This window comes from Allobosea sp. 05T433 (assembly GCF_056396065.1).
In genome coordinates, this window is the sequence record NZ_JBFTKS010000001.1 from 396,026 (window position 1) to 415,491 (window position 19,466).

The 19,466-nt window shown below is 65.9% G+C and carries 20 protein-coding genes; 13 read left to right on the top strand and 7 right to left on the bottom strand.

Features of this window, described 5'->3' with window-relative positions; genetic code table 11:
* Positions 1–99: 99 nt before the first annotated feature.
* Positions 100–309 (top strand): hypothetical protein, encoded by a 210-nt coding sequence (locus tag AC1DGP_RS01815; protein WP_441506504.1) that lies wholly within the window; start codon positions 100–102, stop codon positions 307–309.
* Positions 306–1,100 carry a hypothetical protein gene (locus AC1DGP_RS01820; RefSeq protein ID WP_441506505.1) on the top strand — a complete coding sequence of 265 codons (795 nt, stop codon included), beginning with the start codon at positions 306–308 and terminating at the stop codon, positions 1,098–1,100. Before AC1DGP_RS01815 ends, AC1DGP_RS01820 begins: the two co-directional genes overlap by 4 nt.
* Here the strand turns inward: AC1DGP_RS01820 and AC1DGP_RS01825 are convergent, their stop codons facing one another.
* The 3 genes from AC1DGP_RS01825 to AC1DGP_RS01835 are packed head-to-tail and all read right to left on the bottom strand — an operon-like array spanning position 1,101 to position 4,552.
* Complete coding sequence (locus AC1DGP_RS01825; RefSeq protein WP_441506506.1) at positions 1,101–1,742, bottom strand: DUF1254 domain-containing protein; 642 nt, start codon at positions 1,740–1,742, stop codon at positions 1,101–1,103.
* On the bottom strand, positions 1,739–2,314 hold the full coding sequence (locus tag AC1DGP_RS01830; protein ID WP_441506507.1) for a DUF1214 domain-containing protein: 576 nt from the start codon (positions 2,312–2,314) through the stop codon (positions 1,739–1,741). Before AC1DGP_RS01830 ends, AC1DGP_RS01825 begins: the two co-directional genes overlap by 4 nt.
* Before the next feature lie 12 nt (positions 2,315–2,326).
* Positions 2,327–4,552 (bottom strand): transglycosylase domain-containing protein, encoded by a 2,226-nt coding sequence (locus AC1DGP_RS01835; RefSeq protein WP_441506508.1) that lies wholly within the window; start codon positions 4,550–4,552, stop codon positions 2,327–2,329.
* 267 nt (positions 4,553–4,819) lie between these two features.
* Here AC1DGP_RS01835 and AC1DGP_RS01840 point away from each other — a divergent pair, with 267 nt between their 5' ends.
* The 4 genes from AC1DGP_RS01840 to AC1DGP_RS01855 all read left to right on the top strand — a co-directional run bounded on the left by AC1DGP_RS01840 (position 4,820) and on the right by AC1DGP_RS01855 (position 9,840).
* Positions 4,820–5,317 (top strand): YcgN family cysteine cluster protein, encoded by a 498-nt coding sequence (locus tag AC1DGP_RS01840; protein WP_476831684.1) that lies wholly within the window; start codon positions 4,820–4,822, stop codon positions 5,315–5,317.
* A gap of 177 nt (positions 5,318–5,494) precedes the next feature.
* A complete protein-coding gene (ppdK, locus tag AC1DGP_RS01845; protein WP_476831685.1) occupies positions 5,495–8,179 on the top strand; it encodes a pyruvate, phosphate dikinase in 2,685 nt (894 codons plus the stop codon).
* A gap of 131 nt (positions 8,180–8,310) precedes the next feature.
* Entirely contained in the window at positions 8,311–9,132 is an 822-nt protein-coding gene (locus tag AC1DGP_RS01850) for an alpha/beta fold hydrolase (RefSeq protein ID WP_476831686.1), read from the top strand.
* A gap of 3 nt (positions 9,133–9,135) precedes the next feature.
* Positions 9,136–9,840, top strand: a complete 705-nt coding sequence (locus AC1DGP_RS01855; RefSeq protein WP_441506512.1) for an HAD-IA family hydrolase — start codon at positions 9,136–9,138, stop codon at positions 9,838–9,840.
* A gap of 3 nt (positions 9,841–9,843) precedes the next feature.
* Here the strand turns inward: AC1DGP_RS01855 and AC1DGP_RS01860 are convergent, their stop codons facing one another.
* Positions 9,844–9,987, bottom strand: a complete 144-nt coding sequence (locus AC1DGP_RS01860; RefSeq protein WP_476769646.1) for a hypothetical protein — start codon at positions 9,985–9,987, stop codon at positions 9,844–9,846.
* A gap of 363 nt (positions 9,988–10,350) precedes the next feature.
* Here AC1DGP_RS01860 and AC1DGP_RS01865 point away from each other — a divergent pair, with 363 nt between their 5' ends.
* The 7 genes from AC1DGP_RS01865 to nadC all read left to right on the top strand — a co-directional run bounded on the left by AC1DGP_RS01865 (position 10,351) and on the right by nadC (position 16,594).
* Positions 10,351–10,560 carry a cold-shock protein gene (locus tag AC1DGP_RS01865; protein ID WP_043233725.1) on the top strand — a complete coding sequence of 70 codons (210 nt, stop codon included), beginning with the start codon at positions 10,351–10,353 and terminating at the stop codon, positions 10,558–10,560.
* Between the two features lie 190 nt (positions 10,561–10,750).
* A complete protein-coding gene (locus AC1DGP_RS01870; RefSeq protein WP_441506513.1) occupies positions 10,751–12,196 on the top strand; it encodes a DEAD/DEAH box helicase in 1,446 nt (481 codons plus the stop codon).
* An 83-nt stretch (positions 12,197–12,279) separates the two neighbouring features.
* Positions 12,280–12,552, top strand: a complete 273-nt coding sequence (gene infA, locus AC1DGP_RS01875) for a translation initiation factor IF-1 (protein ID WP_054207590.1) — start codon at positions 12,280–12,282, stop codon at positions 12,550–12,552.
* 8 nt (positions 12,553–12,560) lie between these two features.
* The gene (locus tag AC1DGP_RS01880) at positions 12,561–12,830 is read left to right on the top strand and encodes a hypothetical protein (RefSeq protein WP_441506514.1); all 270 of its coding nucleotides are present in this window, start codon (positions 12,561–12,563) and stop codon (positions 12,828–12,830) included.
* A gap of 179 nt (positions 12,831–13,009) precedes the next feature.
* Positions 13,010–14,113, top strand: coding sequence for a quinolinate synthase NadA (gene nadA, locus AC1DGP_RS01885; RefSeq protein WP_476831687.1), 1,104 nt, complete (start codon positions 13,010–13,012; stop codon positions 14,111–14,113).
* Between the two features lie 53 nt (positions 14,114–14,166).
* Positions 14,167–15,726, top strand: a complete 1,560-nt coding sequence (locus AC1DGP_RS01890; protein ID WP_441506516.1) for an L-aspartate oxidase — start codon at positions 14,167–14,169, stop codon at positions 15,724–15,726.
* Positions 15,727–15,739: 13 nt separating this feature from the next.
* A complete protein-coding gene (gene nadC / locus AC1DGP_RS01895; protein ID WP_441506517.1) occupies positions 15,740–16,594 on the top strand; it encodes a carboxylating nicotinate-nucleotide diphosphorylase in 855 nt (284 codons plus the stop codon).
* 82 nt (positions 16,595–16,676) lie between these two features.
* Here the strand turns inward: nadC and AC1DGP_RS01900 are convergent, their stop codons facing one another.
* From AC1DGP_RS01900 to AC1DGP_RS01910, 3 genes are all read right to left on the bottom strand, one after another.
* Positions 16,677–17,273, bottom strand: a complete 597-nt coding sequence (locus AC1DGP_RS01900; RefSeq protein WP_441506518.1) for a hypothetical protein — start codon at positions 17,271–17,273, stop codon at positions 16,677–16,679.
* A 310-nt stretch (positions 17,274–17,583) separates the two neighbouring features.
* The gene (locus AC1DGP_RS01905) at positions 17,584–17,829 is read right to left on the bottom strand and encodes a GDCCVxC domain-containing (seleno)protein (RefSeq protein ID WP_441506519.1); all 246 of its coding nucleotides are present in this window, start codon (positions 17,827–17,829) and stop codon (positions 17,584–17,586) included.
* Between the two features lie 330 nt (positions 17,830–18,159).
* Entirely contained in the window at positions 18,160–19,245 is a 1,086-nt protein-coding gene (locus AC1DGP_RS01910) for a cell wall hydrolase (protein WP_476769642.1), read from the bottom strand.
* Positions 19,246–19,466 lie beyond the last annotated feature (221 nt).

Genomic DNA, 19,466 nt, shown 5'->3' on the forward strand with positions numbered 1-19,466 from the left:
TGATGCGGTTTGAGGGCCTCGGCTGCCGGCGCCGGCCCGCGCCGTGCCATCCGTTCCCTGCCTCGACCGCAACCAAGGCGCCAACCAAGGAGGCGCATCATGGCCGTCGTCATTCCTTTCGCGCCGCGTCGGCGCAGGGTTGCTGGCCTGCTCCCGGCCATTCCCCGGGAAGCCGGAACGATCCTGTTCTTCACCGGTGTTCGCTACGAGCGCCCGCCGGAGCCGCGCGCTTCCGGCAGGCCGGAGCGCAAGCCGAGCACCCGGTCCCGTGCCAAGTCCGCTCCGAAGAGTGTCAGGCAGCCGGCGTGATGCTCCTGTTGCGGCGTATGCGTTCCGGTGCGGGCAGGGGGAGCCTGCAATGGGCTCTGGCGGTGGCCCTGTCGGCAGCGGGCTGTGCGCCGGGCAGCGGCGACTTCGGCCGCCCGCGTCCCGGTATCTGGAACGATACCATTGCGCCAAGCATCGGCCTCGGCTCCGCAATCGCACGTGGCGAGGCCGTATCGTATTTCCATATGACAGACGACGAGGAGCAGTTGCGCGATCGCGCCTGGCGCTTCGTCATGCCGGCACATGAACGCAATGTCTTCGAGCGCCAGGTCTCCGATCTGGCCTATGCCCGAATCCTGCCGGCAGCCGCTCAGTCCAGCAACATCTCCGATTATCATCGGTCGCTGATATCCGGCTCCTTTCGGTCGCAGGCCTCGCGCTACAATCGGCTGGCCGAGGATGCCCACGCCGACCGCCTGCTGATCGGGCCGTTCCGGGGCAATGCAGCCAGGGTGGTAGCGGCAGACCGGATCCGGATGAAGACGCTGGAGGCATCGCCTCTCGTGCCGCCCGATCAGAACGATCCGGCCCTGGCGCGCGTGATCGAGAATGAAGGCCTGATTCTCTGGGTCTGCGAGCGTGTCGCCTTCCGGCTGGAAAGCTACCGCTATGCGCTGGCCAATCTCGTCGTCGAGATGCCGGCGCGCGACGCGGTCAGGGCCGAACGCAGCATCATGGCGCTCGAGGCCGAGGCCGGGCCCCTCTGCAAGTTGCCGCTGATCGGCACCTTCCGGAGTGACGAGCCGTCCAGGCCGGTGGTCTACAAGGGCTGATCAATCCGCCAGGCCGCAGGCGACGCCTTTGGCCATCGCCTCGGCATCGGGCCGGTCGGAAGGCAGCTTCGCCAGGACACGCGCGACGATCAGGCCTTGCTCCGTGTCGGACACGACACGCAGTTCGCGGGTGGTCTCTCCCTCCTCGTCGCGTGCCAATCGCTCGTCGAGCTGTTCGCTGGTCATCACCACGAATTCCAGAACCCCGCGGATCGCGGCCCGGTCCGTGATGGCGTAGCCGACACCGCCGCCACGCCGGTGCAGCGATAGTCCCAGCGGCAGTGATCCGACGCGAGCCACCACCCGCATCGGGCCGGCACTCAGATCATAGCTGCAAACGGCGGTCACCAGGGCAGGGTCGGCATCACGCGGGGCCGGCAGGCCTGCGGTCTGCGCCGATACCAGTTCGGCCTGCCCCCCGGCGCCCAAGGCCGCATAAGCCGTTGCCGCATCGCGCTCCGACAAGAGCGGGATCAGCAGCACGATCACGATATGGACGATTCCGGCCAGCACCAGCCCGGCCAGCGTCGCCAGTGCGAAGCGGCGGATCGCGGTCGTGATGCGCAGACGCCAATTCATCGCCCGCTTTGCCTTCGCGACGACCGGACCGGAAACACCGTGGGAGGGCTCGAAACTTGTCATCGGCAATCGATCCGGCCGATGCGGGGAAGGGACTCGGGGCGCAGTTCGCTGGCATGTCCAGAGATCGGGGTATCATAGAGCCTCAGCCKAAACTGGAACCGCCCGCGAATGGGCAATGGCAGCCAGTTCCCCGCCTCCGGCGTCGTCCCGGCAACCACCCGGACACCGGCGCTCTCGTCGCGCACGATCTCGGCATCGGTGAATCCGCTGCGTTCGAGCGGCAGGTGAAAGGCGTGGCCATCGGCGTCCGTGACGTTCAGTGTCCAGCCTCGCGTCGTCGGCGTCGTTCCGGTGACGAGATAGCGGCAGCGCCCGTCGAGCACCTGGCCGCTCTCGTCGCGTTCGGCGATGAACTCGAGCCCTTCGCCGGAGCCAAGGGGCAGATGCACGCCGCGGGCCAGATAGGCCCGCATATAGGGATCGACATCACGCCCGCCGCTGCGCGGCCAGGCGGTCCATGAACCGACCTGCAGCCGTCCGAGCGGAGGGCGCTCCGCGACGGCATAATGCGCCGAGGCGAGCCCGAGCCCGGCACCGAGTGCGATGATGTAGGAGAGCGTTAGGAGGCGCACGGCTAAGCCTGTTCAGCGGATGCGGCTTGCGCCACCCGGTGGCGTCAGGTCCTGGATGCCGGCCTGGGCCGTCCGTCCTGCCGCCCGCACCGGCTCGATCGTGCGGAACATCGCGCCGACCGCCGAGAGAACCTCGAAGGACTGGCGCGGCATATGTCCTGCGCCGGCGCCCAGCGCTGCGGCATCGGCTGCCGGAGCATTGGCCTTGGCGAGTGCTGCGACCTTCGGGTCGGTCACAGGCGTGACACCCGGGATCGGTTTCAGCTCCAGCCCCTGATGGGCGAACTGCATGATCTCCTTCCAGGTCATTGCCGGCAGGGAACCACCCGTCATATTCGCCGTCTCCGACGAGTCGTCGTTGCCGAACCACACCGCGCCGACCAGATTGCCGGAATAGCCGACATACCAGGCGTCCTTGTAGCCATTGGTGGTGCCCGTCTTGCCGGCCGTCACGACGCCGTCGAGCGCGGCGCGACGCCCGGTGCCTTCGGTCGGAACCTTGGACAGCATGAAGTTCATGTCCTGCGCGACCTGGACGCTCAGCACGCGCTTGCCGGTGCCGTCGTCGCGATCATGCCGGTAGATCAGCTCGCCCTGCGAATTATGGATATCGATCGCGGCATAGGGCTTGGCCCGCAGCCCGCCATTGGCGAACACGGAATAGCCTGCGGCCATATCCATGACCGTGACTTCGGCTGCGCCGATGGGCAGCGAGACCGTGTCGGTCAGCGGCGTGGTCAAGCCCATGGCGTGCGCCGTCTCGATGATCTTCATCCGGCCGATGCGTGCCGCGCGCGCCTCGTGGGTCTCGCCGGTGGCGCGGCCGATCGCGATCGACATCTGCACCGGGATCGTGTTGATCGACTTCGCCAGCGCCACCGTCAACGGCATCGACCCGGCATAGGAGCGTCCGTAATTGTTCGGGCACCAGTTGCCGATGCAGACCGGGCGGTCGGTCACGATCGTGTTAGGACGATAGAGCCCCGCGGAGAGTGCTGCCGCATAGACGAACGGCTTGAACGAAGAGCCGGGCTGCCTTGCGGCCGTCGCGCGGTTGAACTGGCTCGCACCATAGTCGCGCCCCCCGACGATCGCGCGCACGGCGCCGTCAGGGTCCATCACCACGGTCGCCGCCTGCTTCGCATGATAGGCCGGGCCGTGTTGGCGCAGGACCGTCTCGATCGCGTGGTCGGCGCGATCCTGGATCGCCGGATCATGCGGCGTCTTGACGGTCAGGACCCGGTCCGGGCCGATCTTGCCCTCATCAGCCAGCTTGCGAACCTCTTCGAAGGCCCAGTCGAGATAGTAATCGGGGCTGACGTCGCGCTTACGGTCGACCGGGGTCGCCGGGTTGCGCTTCGCGCTGTCGATCTGGCCTGCGGTCATGAACCCGGCATCGACCATCGCGTTCAGCACGTCATTGGCGCGGGCGCGGGCTGCCGGCAGATTGACATGCGGCGCATATTTGGTCGGCGCCTTGAACAGTCCTGCCAGCATGGCGGCCTCGGCCACGCTGACATCCTTCACGGATTTGCCGAAATAATATTCTGACGCAGCCGCCACGCCGAAGGTGCCGCCGCCCATATAGGCGCGGTCGAGATAGAGCTTGAGGATCTCGTTCTTGGTCAGCCTGTATTCGAGCCACAGAGCCAGGAACGCTTCCTTGATCTTGCGGTCGAGCGAGCGCTCATTGCTCAGGAAGAGGTTCTTGGCGAGCTGTTGGGTCAGCGACGAGCCGCCCTGCACCACGCCCGAGGCGCGCGCGTTCACGGTGATCGCGCGAAAGGTGCCGAAGATGTCGATGCCGAAATGGTCGTAGAAGCGCCGGTCCTCGGTTGCCAGGACGGCCTTGATGAGATGGTCCGGCAGTTCCTCGAGCTTCAGCGAATCGTCATGGCGCGCGCCGCGATGACCGAGCTCGGAGCCGTATCGGTCCAGGAAGGTCACCGCGAAGACTTGATGCTTGAGCGCCTCCTCGCGGCCTTCGTGGAAGGCCGGGATTGCGAGCATGAGCATGACGAGAGCGCCGGCGATCCCGACATTCAGGCCCTCGCTGGCGAACTCCGCTGCGAGCCGCTTGCCGCCGGAGACGGTCAGCCGGTCGGCATAGCTGCGCAAACGTTCATAGGCTTCGCCCGCGCGACGGCCCGCGCCCCAGAGCGTGTCGTCGATCCATGAATCGACGGCAAGCGCGAAGCGCTTGAGACGGGTCGTCCAGTTTGCCTTCCTGAACTCCATCGCCGCCCGGGCCACCCTGACGAAAAACTGCGGTTATCTCCTGCCGCGACCGGATGGTGTTGGCAACCCAAAGTGCCCCTTGGTAGGGACATAGGATCGACCTTCGCGCGCGTGAAGGCCAGTGTCATCCTTTAAGCAGATGAACAGCAGGTTTCGCGCCAGACGATCCGTGCCATTGCGAAACAGTCCGCCCGGATCGACGTGCAGCTGGGATGCGCGGCATCGCGGCGCTTCCCACGAACCCCACGAGGGCGCATAAGCGCCTTCATGACGGACGCACCCATCCGGCCAGAGCCATTCTGGCTTAGCAAGACGCTCGACGAGATGACCATGCAGGAGTGGGAATCGCTCTGTGACGGCTGTGGGCGCTGCTGCCTGGTGAAGCTCGAGGACGACGATACCGGCCGCATCCACGCGACCGATATTGGCTGCCGATTGTTCGATGCCGGGACATGCCGCTGCAAGGATTACTCCCATCGCTCGACGCTCGTTCCCGATTGCGTGACGCTGACCCCGGAAGACGTTCGCACGCTGCCGTGGTTGCCGCCGACCTGCGCCTATCGGCTGGTCGGGGAGGGGCGTGACCTGCCCTGGTGGCATCCGCTGGTGTCTGGCGACCCCGAGACGGTCGTCACGGCCGGCGTCTCCGTGCGCGGCCGGGTCTTCGCCAGTGAAGATGACGTCGATGAGGACGACCTGCCCGAACGTATCGTCAATTGGCCGCTGCGTTGGCCGCGTGCGGCGCGCAACCCTTCGCGTGGCTGAGGAGCGTCGCAGATCTGCAGCAATCCTGCTGCAGCCTCGCTCATTGATTGTTCATCCGCTTTTCGGCATGACCTCGCCCGTCCCTGCCGCCCGGCTGTCTCTGCCGGCGGCGCTTCGCATGAAACTTTTGGATCGCCGGCGCGTTGCTGAGCCCGGCTGGATGAAGAGGTAGTTGTGATGGCTGGTGGGAAGTGGGTCTACACCTTCGGCGACGGCAAGGCCGAGGGTGAAGCGGGCATGAAGAACCTGCTCGGCGGCAAGGGTGCAAACCTCGCCGAGATGAGCAATCTGGGCTTGCCGGTTCCGCCCGGCTTTACGATCACCACCGAGGTCTGCACCCATTATTACGATAATGGCAAGAATTTCCCGTCCGATCTCGCCGGGCAGGTGAAGGCTGCGCTTGCCGAGATGGGGCGTCTCACCGGCAAGCTCTTCGGCGATCCTGCCAATCCGCTTCTGGTGTCGGTGCGCTCCGGCGCTCGCGCCTCGATGCCAGGCATGATGGACACCGTCCTCAACCTTGGCCTCAACGACGTCACCGTCGAGGCCGTGGCGAAGGCCTCGGGCGACGCCCGCTTCGCCTGGGACAGCTATCGCCGCTTCATCACCATGTATTCGAACGTCGTGCTCGACGTCGATCACGGCCATTTCGAGGAGGCGCTCGAAGGCTACAAGGAGCGCAAGGGCTTGCATCTCGATACCGATCTCTCGGCCGATGACTGGAAGGTGCTTGTCGGTCGTTACAAGGACATCGTGAAGAAGGCGCTCGGTGCCGAGTTCCCGCAGGAGCCGCAGGAGCAGCTCTGGGGCGCCGTCGGCGCAGTGTTCTCGTCCTGGATGAATGCCCGCGCGATCAAATACCGCGAACTCAACAATATCCCTGCCTCCTGGGGCACGGCCGTCAATGTCCAGTCGATGGTGTTCGGCAACATGGGCGAGACCTCGGCCACCGGCGTCGCCTTCACCCGCAATCCCTCGACCGGCGAGAACGCGCTCTATGGCGAGTTTCTGATCAATGCGCAGGGTGAGGATGTCGTTGCCGGCATCCGCACTCCGCAGGACATCACCGAGGTGGCGCGTCAGGCCGCCGGCTCGGACAAGCCTTCCATGGAGAAGGCGATGCCCGCGGCCTATGCCGAGCTCTGCCGGATCTACGGCATCCTCGAGAAGCATTATCGCGACATGCAGGACATGGAGTTCACCATCCAGGAGGGCAAGCTCTGGATGCTGCAGACCCGGTCCGGCAAGCGTACCGCCAAGGCCGCGCTCAGGATCGCGGTCGATCTGGCACAGGAGGGATTGATCGGCGAGGAGGAGGCGATCGGCCGCGTCGAGCCCGGCGCCCTCGAACAGCTCCTGCACCCGGCGATCGATCCCAAGGCCGAGCGCCGCGTGCTGACGACCGGCCTGCCGGCTTCGCCCGGTGCGGCGGCCGGGGAGATCGTCTTCAATTCAGACGATGCGGAGGCTGCCAAGAAGACAGGCCGCAAGGTCATCCTGGTCCGGGTCGAGACCAGTCCGGAAGATATCCACGGCATGCATGCCGCCGAAGGCATCTTGACCACGCGTGGCGGCATGACCTCGCATGCGGCGGTCGTGGCGCGCGGGATGGGCAAGCCCTGCGTCTCCGGCGCCGGCCAGATCCGGGTCGACTATGCCAAGGGCACGCTGACGGTGGGGCCGACCACGCTGCGGGCCGGCGATTTCATCACGATCGACGGCACCCTCGGCCAGGTTCTGCTTGGCGAGGTCAAGATGCAACAGCCGGAGCTTTCCGGCGATTTCGGCACGCTGATGGGCTGGGCCGACAAGGTTCGGCGCCTCAAGGTCCGTGCCAATGCCGAGACGCCGCGCGATGCCCGCGCGGCCCGCGATTTCGGCGCCGAGGGCATCGGGCTCTGCCGCACCGAGCACATGTTCTTCGACGAGGATCGCATCCTGCCGATGCGGGAGATGATCCTCGCCGGCGACGACAAGGGACGGCGCGACGCGCTGGCCAAGCTCCTGCCGATGCAGCGGCAGGATTTCGTCGAGCTCTTCACCATCATGCAGGGCCTGCCGGTCACGATCCGGCTGCTCGATCCGCCGCTGCACGAGTTCCTGCCGCATACCGACGAGGAGATCGCCGAGGTGGCGCGCGCCATGGCGGTGACGCCGGACGTGCTCCGGCGCCGGGCGGCCGAGCTGCACGAGTTCAACCCGATGCTCGGCTTCCGCGGCTGCAGGCTGGCGGTGGCGTACCCTGAAATCGCCGAGATGCAGGCCCGCGCCATCTTCGAGGCCGCCGTGATCTCGGCGCGCGAGACCGGCAAGCCGGTCATCCCGGAGGTGATGGTGCCGCTGGTGATGGGCGTCGCCGAGTTCGACCTCGTCAAGGCCCGCATCGACGCCATGGCGAAGGCCGTGATCGGCGAGAGCAAGACCGAGTTCACCTATCAGGTCGGCACGATGATCGAGCTGCCGCGCGCCGCCTTGCGTGCCGAGGAGATCGCCCGCAGCGCCGAATTCTTCTCCTTCGGCACCAATGACCTGACCCAGACCACGCTCGGCATCAGCCGCGACGACGCGGGTTCCTTCCTCGGCTCCTATACCGCCAAGGGCATCCTGGAATTCGACCCCTTCGTCACCATCGACCAGGAGGGCGTCGGCGAACTCGTCAAGCTCGCGGTCGAGCGCGGTCGCCGGAGCCGTCCGCGGATCAAGCTGGGCATCTGCGGCGAGCATGGTGGCGACCCCGCCTCGATCGGCTTCTGCGAGAGCATCGGTCTCGACTACGTCTCCTGCTCGCCCTTCCGGGTGCCGATCGCACGCCTGGCCGCGGCGCAAGCCGCACTGGGCGCGATCAAGGCCAAGGACGCCTGAGCAGGGAGATCCTGATGGTCGGCCTCGAGCCGACCATCTCCTGGACGTCGGTCCCGGGCCTGCGCCATGCTCGGCCTGAGACCGACAATCCTGCATTGCCGCGAGAACGGCCGCCGGTCTAGTTTCGCGCCATGCAGACGCGTATCGGCCAACTCTCCCGCCCCTTCGGCAAGCTCTATTACGAGGTCACGGGCTCTGGCCCGCCCATCGTCTTCGCTCATGGACTGGGCGGCAATCATTTGTCCTGGTGGCAGCAGGTCGCTCATTTCAGTCCGCAGTACAGCTGCGTCACCTTCGCTCATCGCGGTTTCGCGCCGTCGGAGCCGGTGGCCGGAGGCCCCGATCCGGCAGACTATGCCGGCGACCTCGCCGCGCTGATCACCCATCTGTCGTTGGAGCGGCCGGTTCTGGTCGCGCAATCCATGGGCGGCTGGAGTTGTATGGATTATGCGCTGGCGAACCCCGGTCGGGTGAGCGGGCTCGTCATGGCCTGCACCACCGGCACGCTCGATTTCGGCAAGGCCGGAAGGAATATCTCGAGCGAACTCGCGGCCTGGCAGCAGCGTGTCGATGAGACACTGCCGCGTTGGGCCAGGAGCGGTATCCATCCTGCCTGCGGCGAAGCCTTCGCGAAACGCTTGCCGGCGCTCTACGAACTCTACAAATCGATCGACCGCATCAATGCAGGTCTGGACAAGGCGCTGGTGCGGCAACGCATCTGGGAGGCGCGCAACCGCCCGCCGTCCGACCTCGCCGCACTCGATTGTCCAGCCTTGTTCCTGTCCGGCGCCGACGACCTCGTCGTCCCGCCTTGTGGCGTCGCGGCGGTCGCTGCCCATGCTCCCAGGGGCCGCTTCGTCAGCGTTCCCGAAACCGGCCATTCCGTCTATTTCGAGGATGCGGCGCGCTTCAATGCCGAGCTCGACCGCTTCATCTCCGAGTTGAAGGGCTGAACCGTGCCGTCTCGCGCGCTCACCACGATCGGCTTCGATGCCGATGACACGCTCTGGCAGAACGAGCAGTTCTTCCGGCTGACGGAGGAGCGTTTCGTCGCCCTGCTCGGCGAGCACGGCGAAGCCGCCGAAATCTCCGGCAGGTTGCTGGACGCCGAGCGTCGCAATCTCGGCTTCTACGGATTTGGCATCAAGGGCTTCACGCTCTCGATGATCGAGACCGCGATCGAGGTCACAGGCGGCAATGTGCCGGCTTCCGTCATCGCCGAAATCCTTGCCGCCGGGCGCGAGATGCTGGCGCATCCGGTCGAGACGCTTCCGGGGGCACAGGAAACACTGGAGGCGCTGGCCTCCGAATACAGGTTGGTCCTGATCACCAAGGGCGATCTTTTCGATCAGGAACGCAAGCTCGCCCAGTCCGGGCTGGGCGATTTCTTCCAGGCGGTCGAGATCGTCAGCGACAAGAGTGTCACGACCTATGAACGCATCTTCGCGCGTCATGGTGACGGGCCGAGACATGCGATGATGGTGGGTAACTCGCTGAAGTCGGACATCGTGCCGGCGCTGCAGGCGGGGGCCTGGGCTGTGCATGTGCCGCATGAGCTGACCTGGGTGCTCGAACATGCCGAGGAACCGGTCGCGGAGCAGCGCTATCGCCGCCTGGCGGATCTTGGCGGCCTCGTCGGGCTTCTGGGCGAGATCGAATGAGCGCTAGCGACGGCCCCTGGTCGGACCATCCGCCGCGTCAAAGCTGAGGAGCGGCCCGGAAGGCATCCGTTCCAGGGCGCAAGCGAGCAGTCCCCGTTCGAAGACCAGATCGGCAAAGAGTTCGGCCTGCCGATTGACATCGCTCATTGCGGTTATTCTGTCGGCACGCCGACGAAGACGTTGATGCGACGGGTCGAGGGATGCAGCCTCGACGCAGAGCGGGCCTCCGCGGGCCGCCTTCTCCGATGCTCCCGTCTTGCGCGGATGCCGGGAAGGGGGCGCCGTTGCGCATCAGGGCGCTGCGCTGGACCCGCATTGCAATTTATGCTAGTGCCGCCCATGTAAGACGAGATGCGGCCGGGTTCTGGCCAATCCTCCGCGCGGGATTTCCCGGTCGGCGGGCACGATTCAGATCCACCACACATCGTTATCAAGGCCACGGCGAGGCGTCCGCGCGTCAAGTCGTGTCTTCCACATACGAACGCGGATCTGAAACGTAAGGACTACCCTATGAACAAGGGCACCGTGAAGTGGTTCAACACCACCAAGGGCTATGGCTTCATCACCCCTGAGGCCGGCGGCCAGGACGTTTTCGTCCACATCAGCGCTGTCGAGCGTGCTGGTCTGCGCGAACTTCGCGATGGTCAGGTCGTCTCCTTCGAGCTGATCGCCGATCGCAAGACCGGCAAGTCCTCGGCCGGCAACCTCGTCGTCGCCTGAGGCTGAATACTGACCGGGAGGGTGCTCGCACTCTCCCGGCTCTCTCTATCGATACCTTTACAACAATACCTTTCGGCGCAGTGGCTAGCGGTTCGCCGGGCGGAATGACGTACTTCAATGCCGAACCCATTCGGTGGCGCAGCCGGTTTCCACATGCGCCCCTTGCGTTTCGGCTTCAGAAAGACCTGTTTTGACACAATTTACAGACCTCGGCCTCGCCGAGCAGCTTCTCAAGGCGCTCGCGGCTGAAGGTTATTCCAAGCCGACGCCCATCCAGGCGCAGGCCATCCCCCCTATTCTCGAAGGCAAGGATCTGTTCGGCGCGGCCCAGACGGGCACGGGCAAGACGGCCGCCTTCTCGCTGCCGATGCTGCACCGGTTGCTGAACAACCCCCGGCGCATGCAGCCGCGTTCGGTGCGCGCACTCATCCTGAGCCCGACGCGTGAGCTTGCGGCGCAGATCGAGACCAGCATCCGCACCTACGCCCAGTTCACCACGGTCAAATCGGCCGTGATCTTCGGCGGCGTGCCAGTCGGCAAGCAGATCCGTGCGCTTGGCCAGACCGTCGACATCCTCGTCGCCACGCCCGGCCGCCTGCTTGATCTCGTCGACCAGCGCGCAGTCTCGCTGCGCGAGATCGAGTTCCTGGTGCTCGACGAGGCCGATCAGATGCTTGATCTCGGCTTCATCCATGCCCTGCGCCGGATTGCGACGCTGATCCCGGCCAAGCGCCAGACGCTTCTGTTCTCGGCGACCATGCCGAAGCAGATCCGCGAGATCGCCTCGGCCTATCTGACCAATCCGGTCGAGGTCGCGGTGACGCCGGTTGCCACGACTGCCGAGAAGGTCGAGCAGCGCGTCATCTTCACCGATCCCGGCCACAAGCCGGCGCTGCTGGCGAAGACGCTCGGCGTGGCGGAGATGGAGCGCGCGATCGTGTTCACGCGCACCAAGCACGGTGCGGACAAGGTCGTGCGCCAGCTCGAGCAGTCCGGCATCAAGTCGGCTGCCATCCACGGCAACAAGAGCCAGGGCCAGCGCGAGCGCGCTCTCGGCGCTTTCCGTGATGGCGAACTGCGCATTCTGGTCGCGACCGATATCGCGGCGCGCGGCATCGATGTCGACGGCGTCAGCCATGTCGTCAATTTCGACCTGCCGAACGTGGCGGAAACCTATGTCCACCGCATCGGCCGCACCGCGCGCGCTGGTGCCACCGGCGTCGCCATTGCCTTCTGCACCCCGGAAGAGCGCGGCGATCTGGCGGCGATCGAGAAGCTGACCCGCGTTTCGCTGACCCCGGTCGGCGAGGTGCCGCACTGGGATGGTCGCACGCCCAAGAAGCCGCCGCAGAACCAGGGTCGCGGCCGCAATGGCCAGGGCTCCGGTGGCGGGCGCGATCATGGCCGGCCGCAGGGCCAGCGCCAGGGCGCGAAGCCGCAGCAGGCGGGCAAGCCCCAGCATGCCGCCGGTCAGCGCAGCGAGACTCCGCGCAATGACCGTCCGCCGCAGCGCACTGAGGCGCCTTCGGCGCGAAAAGACAGCGTTGCCGGCAAGGAAGGACTTGGCGGCGTCGCGTTCTTGCAGCAAAGAACAGAGCAACGTCGCAATGGCGGCGCCCGGCGCCGCGCGAACTGACGCGCGGATAGCCAGGGGACGATCGGGCCGGCGGATCCCTCTGATCCGGTCGTCCGCCCAAGGCGCAGAAGAAGGACCAAGGAATGGCGAAAGAAGAACTTCTCGAGTTCGACGGCACGGTGGTCGAGGTGCTGCCCGATGGAAACTATCGGGTGAAGCTCGACAATGACCATGTGATCCTGGCCTACGCGGCCGGCAAGATGAAGAAGAACCGCATCCGCACGATCGCCGGAGACCGGGTCGTCGTCGAGATGTCGCCTTATGATCTTGATCGCGGCCGCATCAACTTCCGTCAGAAGACGGCGGGACCGGCTCCGGGTGGGCCGCCGCGCAATCAGAACTTCCGTCGGCGTTGAGCCACAGCATGCGCTTCAGCCGGGTTGAACTGCTCTTCCTCGCTGCAGGCGCAGGCCTCGGAGGCCTTGTCGCACTCGCGGCTCACATTGGATGGCTGGCGGGATCGGCAGCTTTCCCGCGCTATCTGTTCGTCCTGATCGGGCTCGGCCTCATCGAAGTCGTCTTTGGTTTCGTGACGGGCCGTCCGCCCGGCGCCCTTGTCGGGATGCCCGCCCGGATCCTGGCCTTCGTGCTCGGTCTTGGCGTCCTGGCGCTGGTCACCGGCGGCATCGCCTGACTGCCTGCCATATTCCCCAAACACATGAAGGACCGCGCGCTGGCGCGGGATGCCGAGTGCTGGTCAGCATCGGGGAGACGTGCTAATATCCTTATGCTCAAAACGAGCATAGCTGGCTAGCAACAGGCCGGCGGCGACCCGGAGCGGAGCTCCGGCATCGCAGGGATGAGGAGGATGCCATGTCTTTGGGCTTGGAAAAGACTCGGGGCTTCGAGGCCGACAACGCTGTCGCCCCGGTCACTGTCGCGCGCCGCAGGGACGATCCGCGCTTCCGACCATTGCCGATGCCAGACCTGACCTGGACGCCTGAGGTCGAGGCCGCGACCGCGCATCTCTACGAGAAGGTCAAGGCCGTCATTCCGGCGGTGGAGTGGCCCTTCTTCGCGCCGACGATCAAGGCGATCAACGAGCTGAAACAGGTCCGCAACGCGGTCATCCTCGGCCATAACTACATGACGCCGGAGATCTTCCATTGTGTCTCCGACATCGTCGGCGACTCCTTGCAGCTCGCCAAGGTGGCCTCGAAGACCAAGGCAGAGGTCATCGTGCAGGGCGGCGTGCATTTCATGGCCGAGACCTCGAAGCTGCTCAGCCCCGACAAGATCGTGCTGATGCCGGACATGAAGGCCGGCTGCTCGCTGGCCTCTTCGATCACGGGCGCCGATATCCGTCTGTTGCGCGAGCGCTATCCCGGCCGTCCGGTCGTCGCCTATGTCAACACCTCGGCCGATGTGAAGGCGGAGGTCGATATCTGCTGCACCTCGTCGAATGCCGTGCAGGTGGTCGAGAGCCTGGGCGTGCCGGAAGTCATCTTCGTGCCTGACCAGTATCTGGCGAAGAACGTCGCGGCGCAGACCAAGGTGAAGATCATCTCCTGGGCAGGCGCCTGCGAGGTGCATGAGCGCTTCACCGCCGAAGAGCTCGTGCGCTACCGCGAGGCCGATCCGAGCATCAAAATCGTCGCCCATCCGGAATGCCCGCCGGAAGTCGTGGCAGTTGCCGATTACGCTGGTTCGACCAAGGGCATGATCGACTGGGTCAAGCATGAGCTGCCGGGCCGCGTCCTGCTCGTCACCGAATGCTCAATGGCGGACAATGTTGCAGCCGAGACGAAGGGCGTCGAATTCGTGCGGCCCTGCAATCTCTGCCCGCATATGAAGCGCATTACCTTGCCCAAGATCCTCGAGTCGCTGGTCTATATGCAGCACGAGGTGGTGATCGATCCGGCGATGGCCGAGAAGGCCCGGCGCTCGGTTGAKCGAATGGTCAACCTGACGATGTAAACCCGCATGCCTCTCCCTTCAGGGGGAGGGGCGCTGGCGGCGGATTGGCCCTCATGCCTGACATCCAAGCGGATATCCTCATCGTCGGCGGCGGGCTGGCGGGGCTGTTCACGGCCTTGAAACTGGCGCCGCTGCCCTGCACGGTGCTGGCGCCGCGCCCGCTCGGCGAGGGCTCTTCCTCGAGCTGGGCGCAAGGCGGCATTGCCGCGGCGATGTCCGAGGGCGACACGGCCGGCAAACACGCTGCCGATACGATCGCGGCGGGTGCCGGCATCGTCGACGAGGCCGTCGCGCATATGGTTGCCAATGAGGCTGCCGAACGCGTCCATGATCTTCTGTCCTATGGCGTCCCCTTCGATCGCGATCTCGCCGGGCGACTCGTGCAGTCGCGCGAGGCCGCGCATTCGGAGCATCGTGTCGTCCGCGTCGGCGGCGATGGTGCCGGCGCCGCGATCATGCAGGCGCTGATTGCGACGGTGCGGCAGACGCCTTCGATCACCGTCCGGGAAGGGTTCATTGCCGAGGACCTGCTTCTTACCGATGGCGCCTGCACGGGTGTGCTGGCGCGCGGCGAGCACGGGGCGGCGCGCGAGGCGACGCGATTTCATGCCGTCGCGACCGTGTTGGCCACGGGAGGCATCGGCCATCTCTACGCGCTGACCACGAACCCGGCGGAGGCGCGTGGCGAAGGACTGGCCATGGCGGCACGCGCCGGCGCGACGATTGCCGATGCGGAGTTCGTGCAGTTTCATCCAACCGCGCTGGCGCTCGGGCTCGACCCAGCCCCGCTGGCGACCGAAGCGATCCGGGGCGATGGCGGCATTCTCGTCAATGCCGCTGGCGAGCGGTTCATGCTGGCTGCCCACAAGGACGTCGAGCTCGCCCCACGCGATATCGTGGCGCGCGCCGTCTTCGCCGAGATCGCGGCCGGGCGCGGTGCCTTCCTCGATGCAAGGGCGGCGATCGGCACGGAGTTTTCCGAGCGCTTTCCCGCCGTCACCGCCGCCTGCCGCAAGGCGGGCATCGATCCAGCGACCGAGCTCATGCCGGTGGCGCCGGCCGAGCACTACCACATGGGTGGTGTGGCGACGGACGCTCATGGTTGCACGACGCTTCCCGGCCTCTATGCCGCCGGTGAAGTGGCCAGTACCGGCTTGCATGGTGCCAACCGTCTCGCCTCGAATTCCCTTCTGGAGGCGGTGGTCTTCGGCGCACGTGTCGCCGAGCACCTGAAGGGCCGCCCGTTGGTGATGAGAACCAGGGGGAAGCCTGTCCGCATGAGCGGCACGGCAGCCTGCTTGCCGACAGCCGCGGACCAGCGCGCGATCGAGCGCTTGCGCGCGATCATGTCGGATAGGGCCGGCGTGGTGCGTGGCGGGCCAGGGCTGCTTGCCGCGTCGCGTCAGCTCCAGGCCATCGCCGAGGCTGCGGACAGTTCGACGCTCGTCAACATGGCGAGCGCCGCTCTCATCATCGTTGCCGCAGCGCTTGCCCGGCGCGAGAGCCGTGGCGGCCATTGGCGCAGCGATTTTCCGCAAGCCAGCGCGGCGCTGGCGACGCGCAGCAAGCTGACATTATCGGCGCCGCCTGCCGCGCGCCGCGCCCTGTCCTGATCCGGAGCCCGACGTGAGCCAAGCCGTCCTCAATCCCCTGCTCATCACCGAAGCGGTGCGTGCCGCTCTGATCGAGGATCTCGGCCGGGCCGGTGACATCACCACCCTTGCGACGATTCCGGCCGGCAAGCGGGCAAGCGCGGTGATCGCCGCGCGCAAGAGCGGCATCGTTGCCGGGCTGCCCTTCGCCCGCGAAACCTTCCGGCAATACGACCCGTCGGTTCGCTTCGAGGCCGCCATGTCGGACGGCGACAGGCTCGAACCCGGCGCCATTGTGGCTCGCATCGAGGGGGAGGCCCGCTCTGTCCTCTCGGCAGAGCGTGTCGCCTTGAATTACATGGGCCGACTCTCGGGCATCGCTACACTGGCAGCGGCCTATGTAGCCAAGGCCGCGGGCACGAAGGCGATGATCGTCGACACCCGCAAGACCACGCCAGGCCTGCGCGCGTTCGAGAAATACGCCGTTTGCTGCGGTGGCGCCGGCAACCATCGCTATGGGCTCGATGACGCCATCCTGATCAAGGACAATCATGTCGCCGTCGCCGGCGGCATTCGCCCCGCCTTGCAGGCGGCCAAGCGCCAGGCCGGTAACTTCGTCAAGATCGAGATCGAGGTCGATACCCTGGCCCAGCTCGAGGAGGTCCTCGCCGAGGGGGCCGACATCGTCATGCTCGACAACATGTCCGTTGCGGATCTGACCACGGGCGTTGCGATGGTCGGCGGCCGCATGAAGGTCGAGGCCTCCGGCGGCATCACGCTCGACACTGTCGCGGCGATTGCGGCGACCGGCGTCGACATGATCTCGGTGGGCGCCCTGACCCATTCCGCCAGCGTGCTCGACCTCGGGCTCGATATCGAGATCGCATGAAAAAAGCCCCGGCCGAAGCCGGGGCGTAAGGTCGTTTCCGTGGTTAAAAGGGTCTGCGTCTAAACTCTTGGTAGGCGTGAACTCAATAGCGGCCGCGCGCCCAGTATTGCGAGCCAGGGCTCATCAGCACCTGGCGTTGGCGGGTTTCGTAGAGAGCGGGGATCGTCTCGTGCACGACCTGCGTCTGGCGCACCATGACCTTGCGCTGACGCTGGCCATAGACGGCGGGCAGGGTCTCGTAATCGGTGCTCGCCGGGCTGATCTCGACCGTACGCTGCTGGATGCCGTAGCGCGCGGGAACATCGACCCAGCAACCGGTGACGTTGCCATAGAGATCGCGGCTCACCTCCCAGCGACGCCCCGCCGGTGAGATCAGGACCTGTTCGGCAACCGTGCTGTACTGGGCCGGGCGATAGCGCGGGATGACCCGCTGCGGATGCACCATCACCTGCTCGGTGACGTATTCATATTCGGCCGGAATGATGCGCGACTGCGTCTGGGCCGGGCGCGCGACATAGGTCTCGTTGATCGTGCCATAGACCGGGGGCGACTGCTGCAGCGTGTAGCAGGCGGAGCCATAGCAGCCACCGCCAGCCTGGGCGCCCTGGGCGCCGAGCAGCAGCGCGGCCGCAGCCACCGAAGCGGCCAATGCGGAAGCGGAAAGCACCTTGCCTCGCATGTCTGACTCCGACCTCCCCGGCGGCGTTCTGGCGCCGCCGTGTTGGAGGCAGAAAGCCAGCCGGCAGTGATGAACGCAAGGTAAACGCGAAAACAAGGTAAAATTAACCATGATCCGGCGCGTCCGGCAAGGCCTCGAATACTGAATTGGAATGCAAAGGCAGCAGGCCGGCGAGCCCTACGCAGCGGAAGCCTCCCGGCTCAAGGGTAGAGCGGGCCGCAAGTCCCGGCCGGGCACGGTGGCAAGAACGATTTCGTTCAGCGTGCAGCCGAGATGGACGCAGCTTCGGGCTGTATCCCCCGGGCTCAGATCACGTTCCGCTCGGACCAGCAGAGGCGCAGCAGGACAGGTTGCCGGATCCTCCGTTCACAGCCTCCTGAATGGGTGGGCAGGGAACCGAGCCATAGGAACAGAACACGCAGCAATCACCCTGCTTCGGCCGGAGCAATGCGCCGCATCCCTTGCATTCGTAGAAGAACTGGCAGGCGTCGGTCGGCATCGTCTCGGCCGCCGCGTGTCGGCAATGCGGGCAGGTAATCAGGGACTGAAGCTGCATTCAATTCACGCGCGGTTCTGAGGCATCAGGCTTCATAGATGCAATTCCAAGCGACGGGCCGGGTCAAGCTGACAGGACGACTTTCATGAGCGTCCTGCCTGGTGCTGCCCGGAAGGATCAGGTCCTGGCGCAGTGGCTTTCGCTGAGCACCCTCATTGAGCCGACAGAGGTTTCCAGGGCAGGGGGGCCTCCCGTGGGGTGACCTCCGGGCCGGCCAGAGGTGCCTCGATACAGCCTCGCTCCCGCAAGCCAAGACCCCGCATTCTCGCAAACAAGCCCGGTATTCAATCTGTTTGGAGTCAGGGCCCGCGGTTGAAAATTCAGGATAGACTAAGTCTGGCCCGGCCTCAGCTGATAGAAGACGTGCCGGCCGATCACATCCATTTTCTTCAGCTTCTTGGCCCAGTACGGCCGAACATAGTCCGCGTGGTAATGCGTGGAGGCGCCGACATCCGCGAGATAGGTCGTGCCCTCAAAGACCTCGCGTGCGATGCGCACGGAGGCGCGCCACGGCTCGGGCTCGGTGATGCGCAGCGACTTGCCCTCGCAGGCGAAGGTGAACTGGCAGGCGAGGTAGCGGTTCCGGTTCTGGTAGACCACGCCGCAGACCGAGTCCGGATAAAGCCCGCTCTTCACCCGGTTGAGCACGACCTGCGCGACCGCAGCCCGGCCTTCCTCGGATTCCGAACGAGCCTCGAAATAGACGGCTTCGGCGAGGCAGCGCTGCTCGCGCGCCATGTTCTCTGGCAGGATCAGCCCGGTATAAATCTGTTTCGGCCCCGGATCGCTCTTGCGCGCGACGCTGGTTGCGGGAGCGGCGGCCTTGCCGATGGCGGCGGGCCGTGCGGCGGCCACGGCCGGCGGCGTCGTCGGCGCGATCGTGGCGACGCTGTAGTTCACGGCCGGAGTCGATGAGGCCCGTGCTGCGGGCTGCGGAACCGAGGGCGTCGAGCCGTCGATGCTCTCGAGATGCAGTTCGGCTTCCCGCGGCGAGGTGATGATCCGCTTCGGCGAACTCGGCGAGGAGTCCGAGAGGGCTGGGTCGGTCAGTCCCTCGTCATTGGAATAGGGCTCGAACCCCACTTGCGGACCGTCGCTGCTTTCGCCCTCGCGCACGGCGTCGAGCGCAAAGCCGCCCGAAATCAGGCCCGGCTGGTTGTCGCCGAAGACGACACGTTCGAGCTCGCGTGGCTGCGGGGTAAGCGTCAGGCCCGGGCGCAGGCCGGGCAGCAGGTCGCCCTTGGCGCTGCGGTCGACCTCGGGGAAGGCGCTTGCCGTGCGCTTCATATCCTCGCGCGGCTGGCGCGGATCGATGGCGATGCGCCGTTCGGGGTCGTCGAAGGAGAGATGAGCCTGTTGGATCGAGGATGACAGCGTGAGGCCCGGCAGGCGGAAGGCGCTGGCCGCAACCAGCATCGAAGGGCCTTCCTCGAGCATGGATTCGGGCGAGGGCGCTGCGCGCCGCAGCATGGAATAGGGAATTGCGTCGCCGTCGTGATTTTGCCCGGCGGATGCGGTGAAGGAAACCAGCAGCCCGACGGACAGCGCCCAGGGCGCGACCGTGGCCAGGGCCCATTTCAGACCCAGCGCTCTGATTCGCCTCGTGCGACGCCGTAACCGCAACTGACTCAACGCTC

Bases quoted from the DNA above. Each gene is read 5' to 3' on its own strand.
- AC1DGP_RS01860 (WP_476769646.1), bottom strand. From the start codon at position 9,987: ATGAGCGATGTCAATCGGCAGGCCGAACTCTTTGCCGATCTGGTCTTC.
- AC1DGP_RS01865 (WP_043233725.1), top strand. From the start codon at position 10,351: ATGAACAAGGGCACCGTGAAGTGGTTCAACACCACCAAGGGCTATGGC.
- AC1DGP_RS01850 (WP_476831686.1), top strand. From the start codon at position 8,311: ATGCAGACGCGTATCGGCCAACTCTCCCGCCCCTTCGGCAAGCTCTAT.
- AC1DGP_RS01880 (WP_441506514.1), top strand. From the start codon at position 12,561: ATGCGCTTCAGCCGGGTTGAACTGCTCTTCCTCGCTGCAGGCGCAGGC.
- AC1DGP_RS01835 (WP_441506508.1), bottom strand. From the start codon at position 4,552: ATGGAGTTCAGGAAGGCAAACTGGACGACCCGTCTCAAGCGCTTCGCG.
- ppdK (WP_476831685.1), top strand. From the start codon at position 5,495: ATGGCTGGTGGGAAGTGGGTCTACACCTTCGGCGACGGCAAGGCCGAG.
- AC1DGP_RS01900 (WP_441506518.1), bottom strand. From the start codon at position 17,273: ATGCGAGGCAAGGTGCTTTCCGCTTCCGCATTGGCCGCTTCGGTGGCT.
- AC1DGP_RS01890 (WP_441506516.1), top strand. From the start codon at position 14,167: ATGCCTGACATCCAAGCGGATATCCTCATCGTCGGCGGCGGGCTGGCG.
- infA (WP_054207590.1), top strand. From the start codon at position 12,280: ATGGCGAAAGAAGAACTTCTCGAGTTCGACGGCACGGTGGTCGAGGTG.
- AC1DGP_RS01905 (WP_441506519.1), bottom strand. From the start codon at position 17,829: ATGCAGCTTCAGTCCCTGATTACCTGCCCGCATTGCCGACACGCGGCG.
- AC1DGP_RS01910 (WP_476769642.1), bottom strand. From the start codon at position 19,245: ATGCTGGTTGCGGCCAGCGCCTTCCGCCTGCCGGGCCTCACGCTGTCA.
- AC1DGP_RS01815 (WP_441506504.1), top strand. From the start codon at position 100: ATGGCCGTCGTCATTCCTTTCGCGCCGCGTCGGCGCAGGGTTGCTGGC.
- AC1DGP_RS01840 (WP_476831684.1), top strand. From the start codon at position 4,820: ATGACGGACGCACCCATCCGGCCAGAGCCATTCTGGCTTAGCAAGACG.
- AC1DGP_RS01825 (WP_441506506.1), bottom strand. From the start codon at position 1,742: ATGACAAGTTTCGAGCCCTCCCACGGTGTTTCCGGTCCGGTCGTCGCG.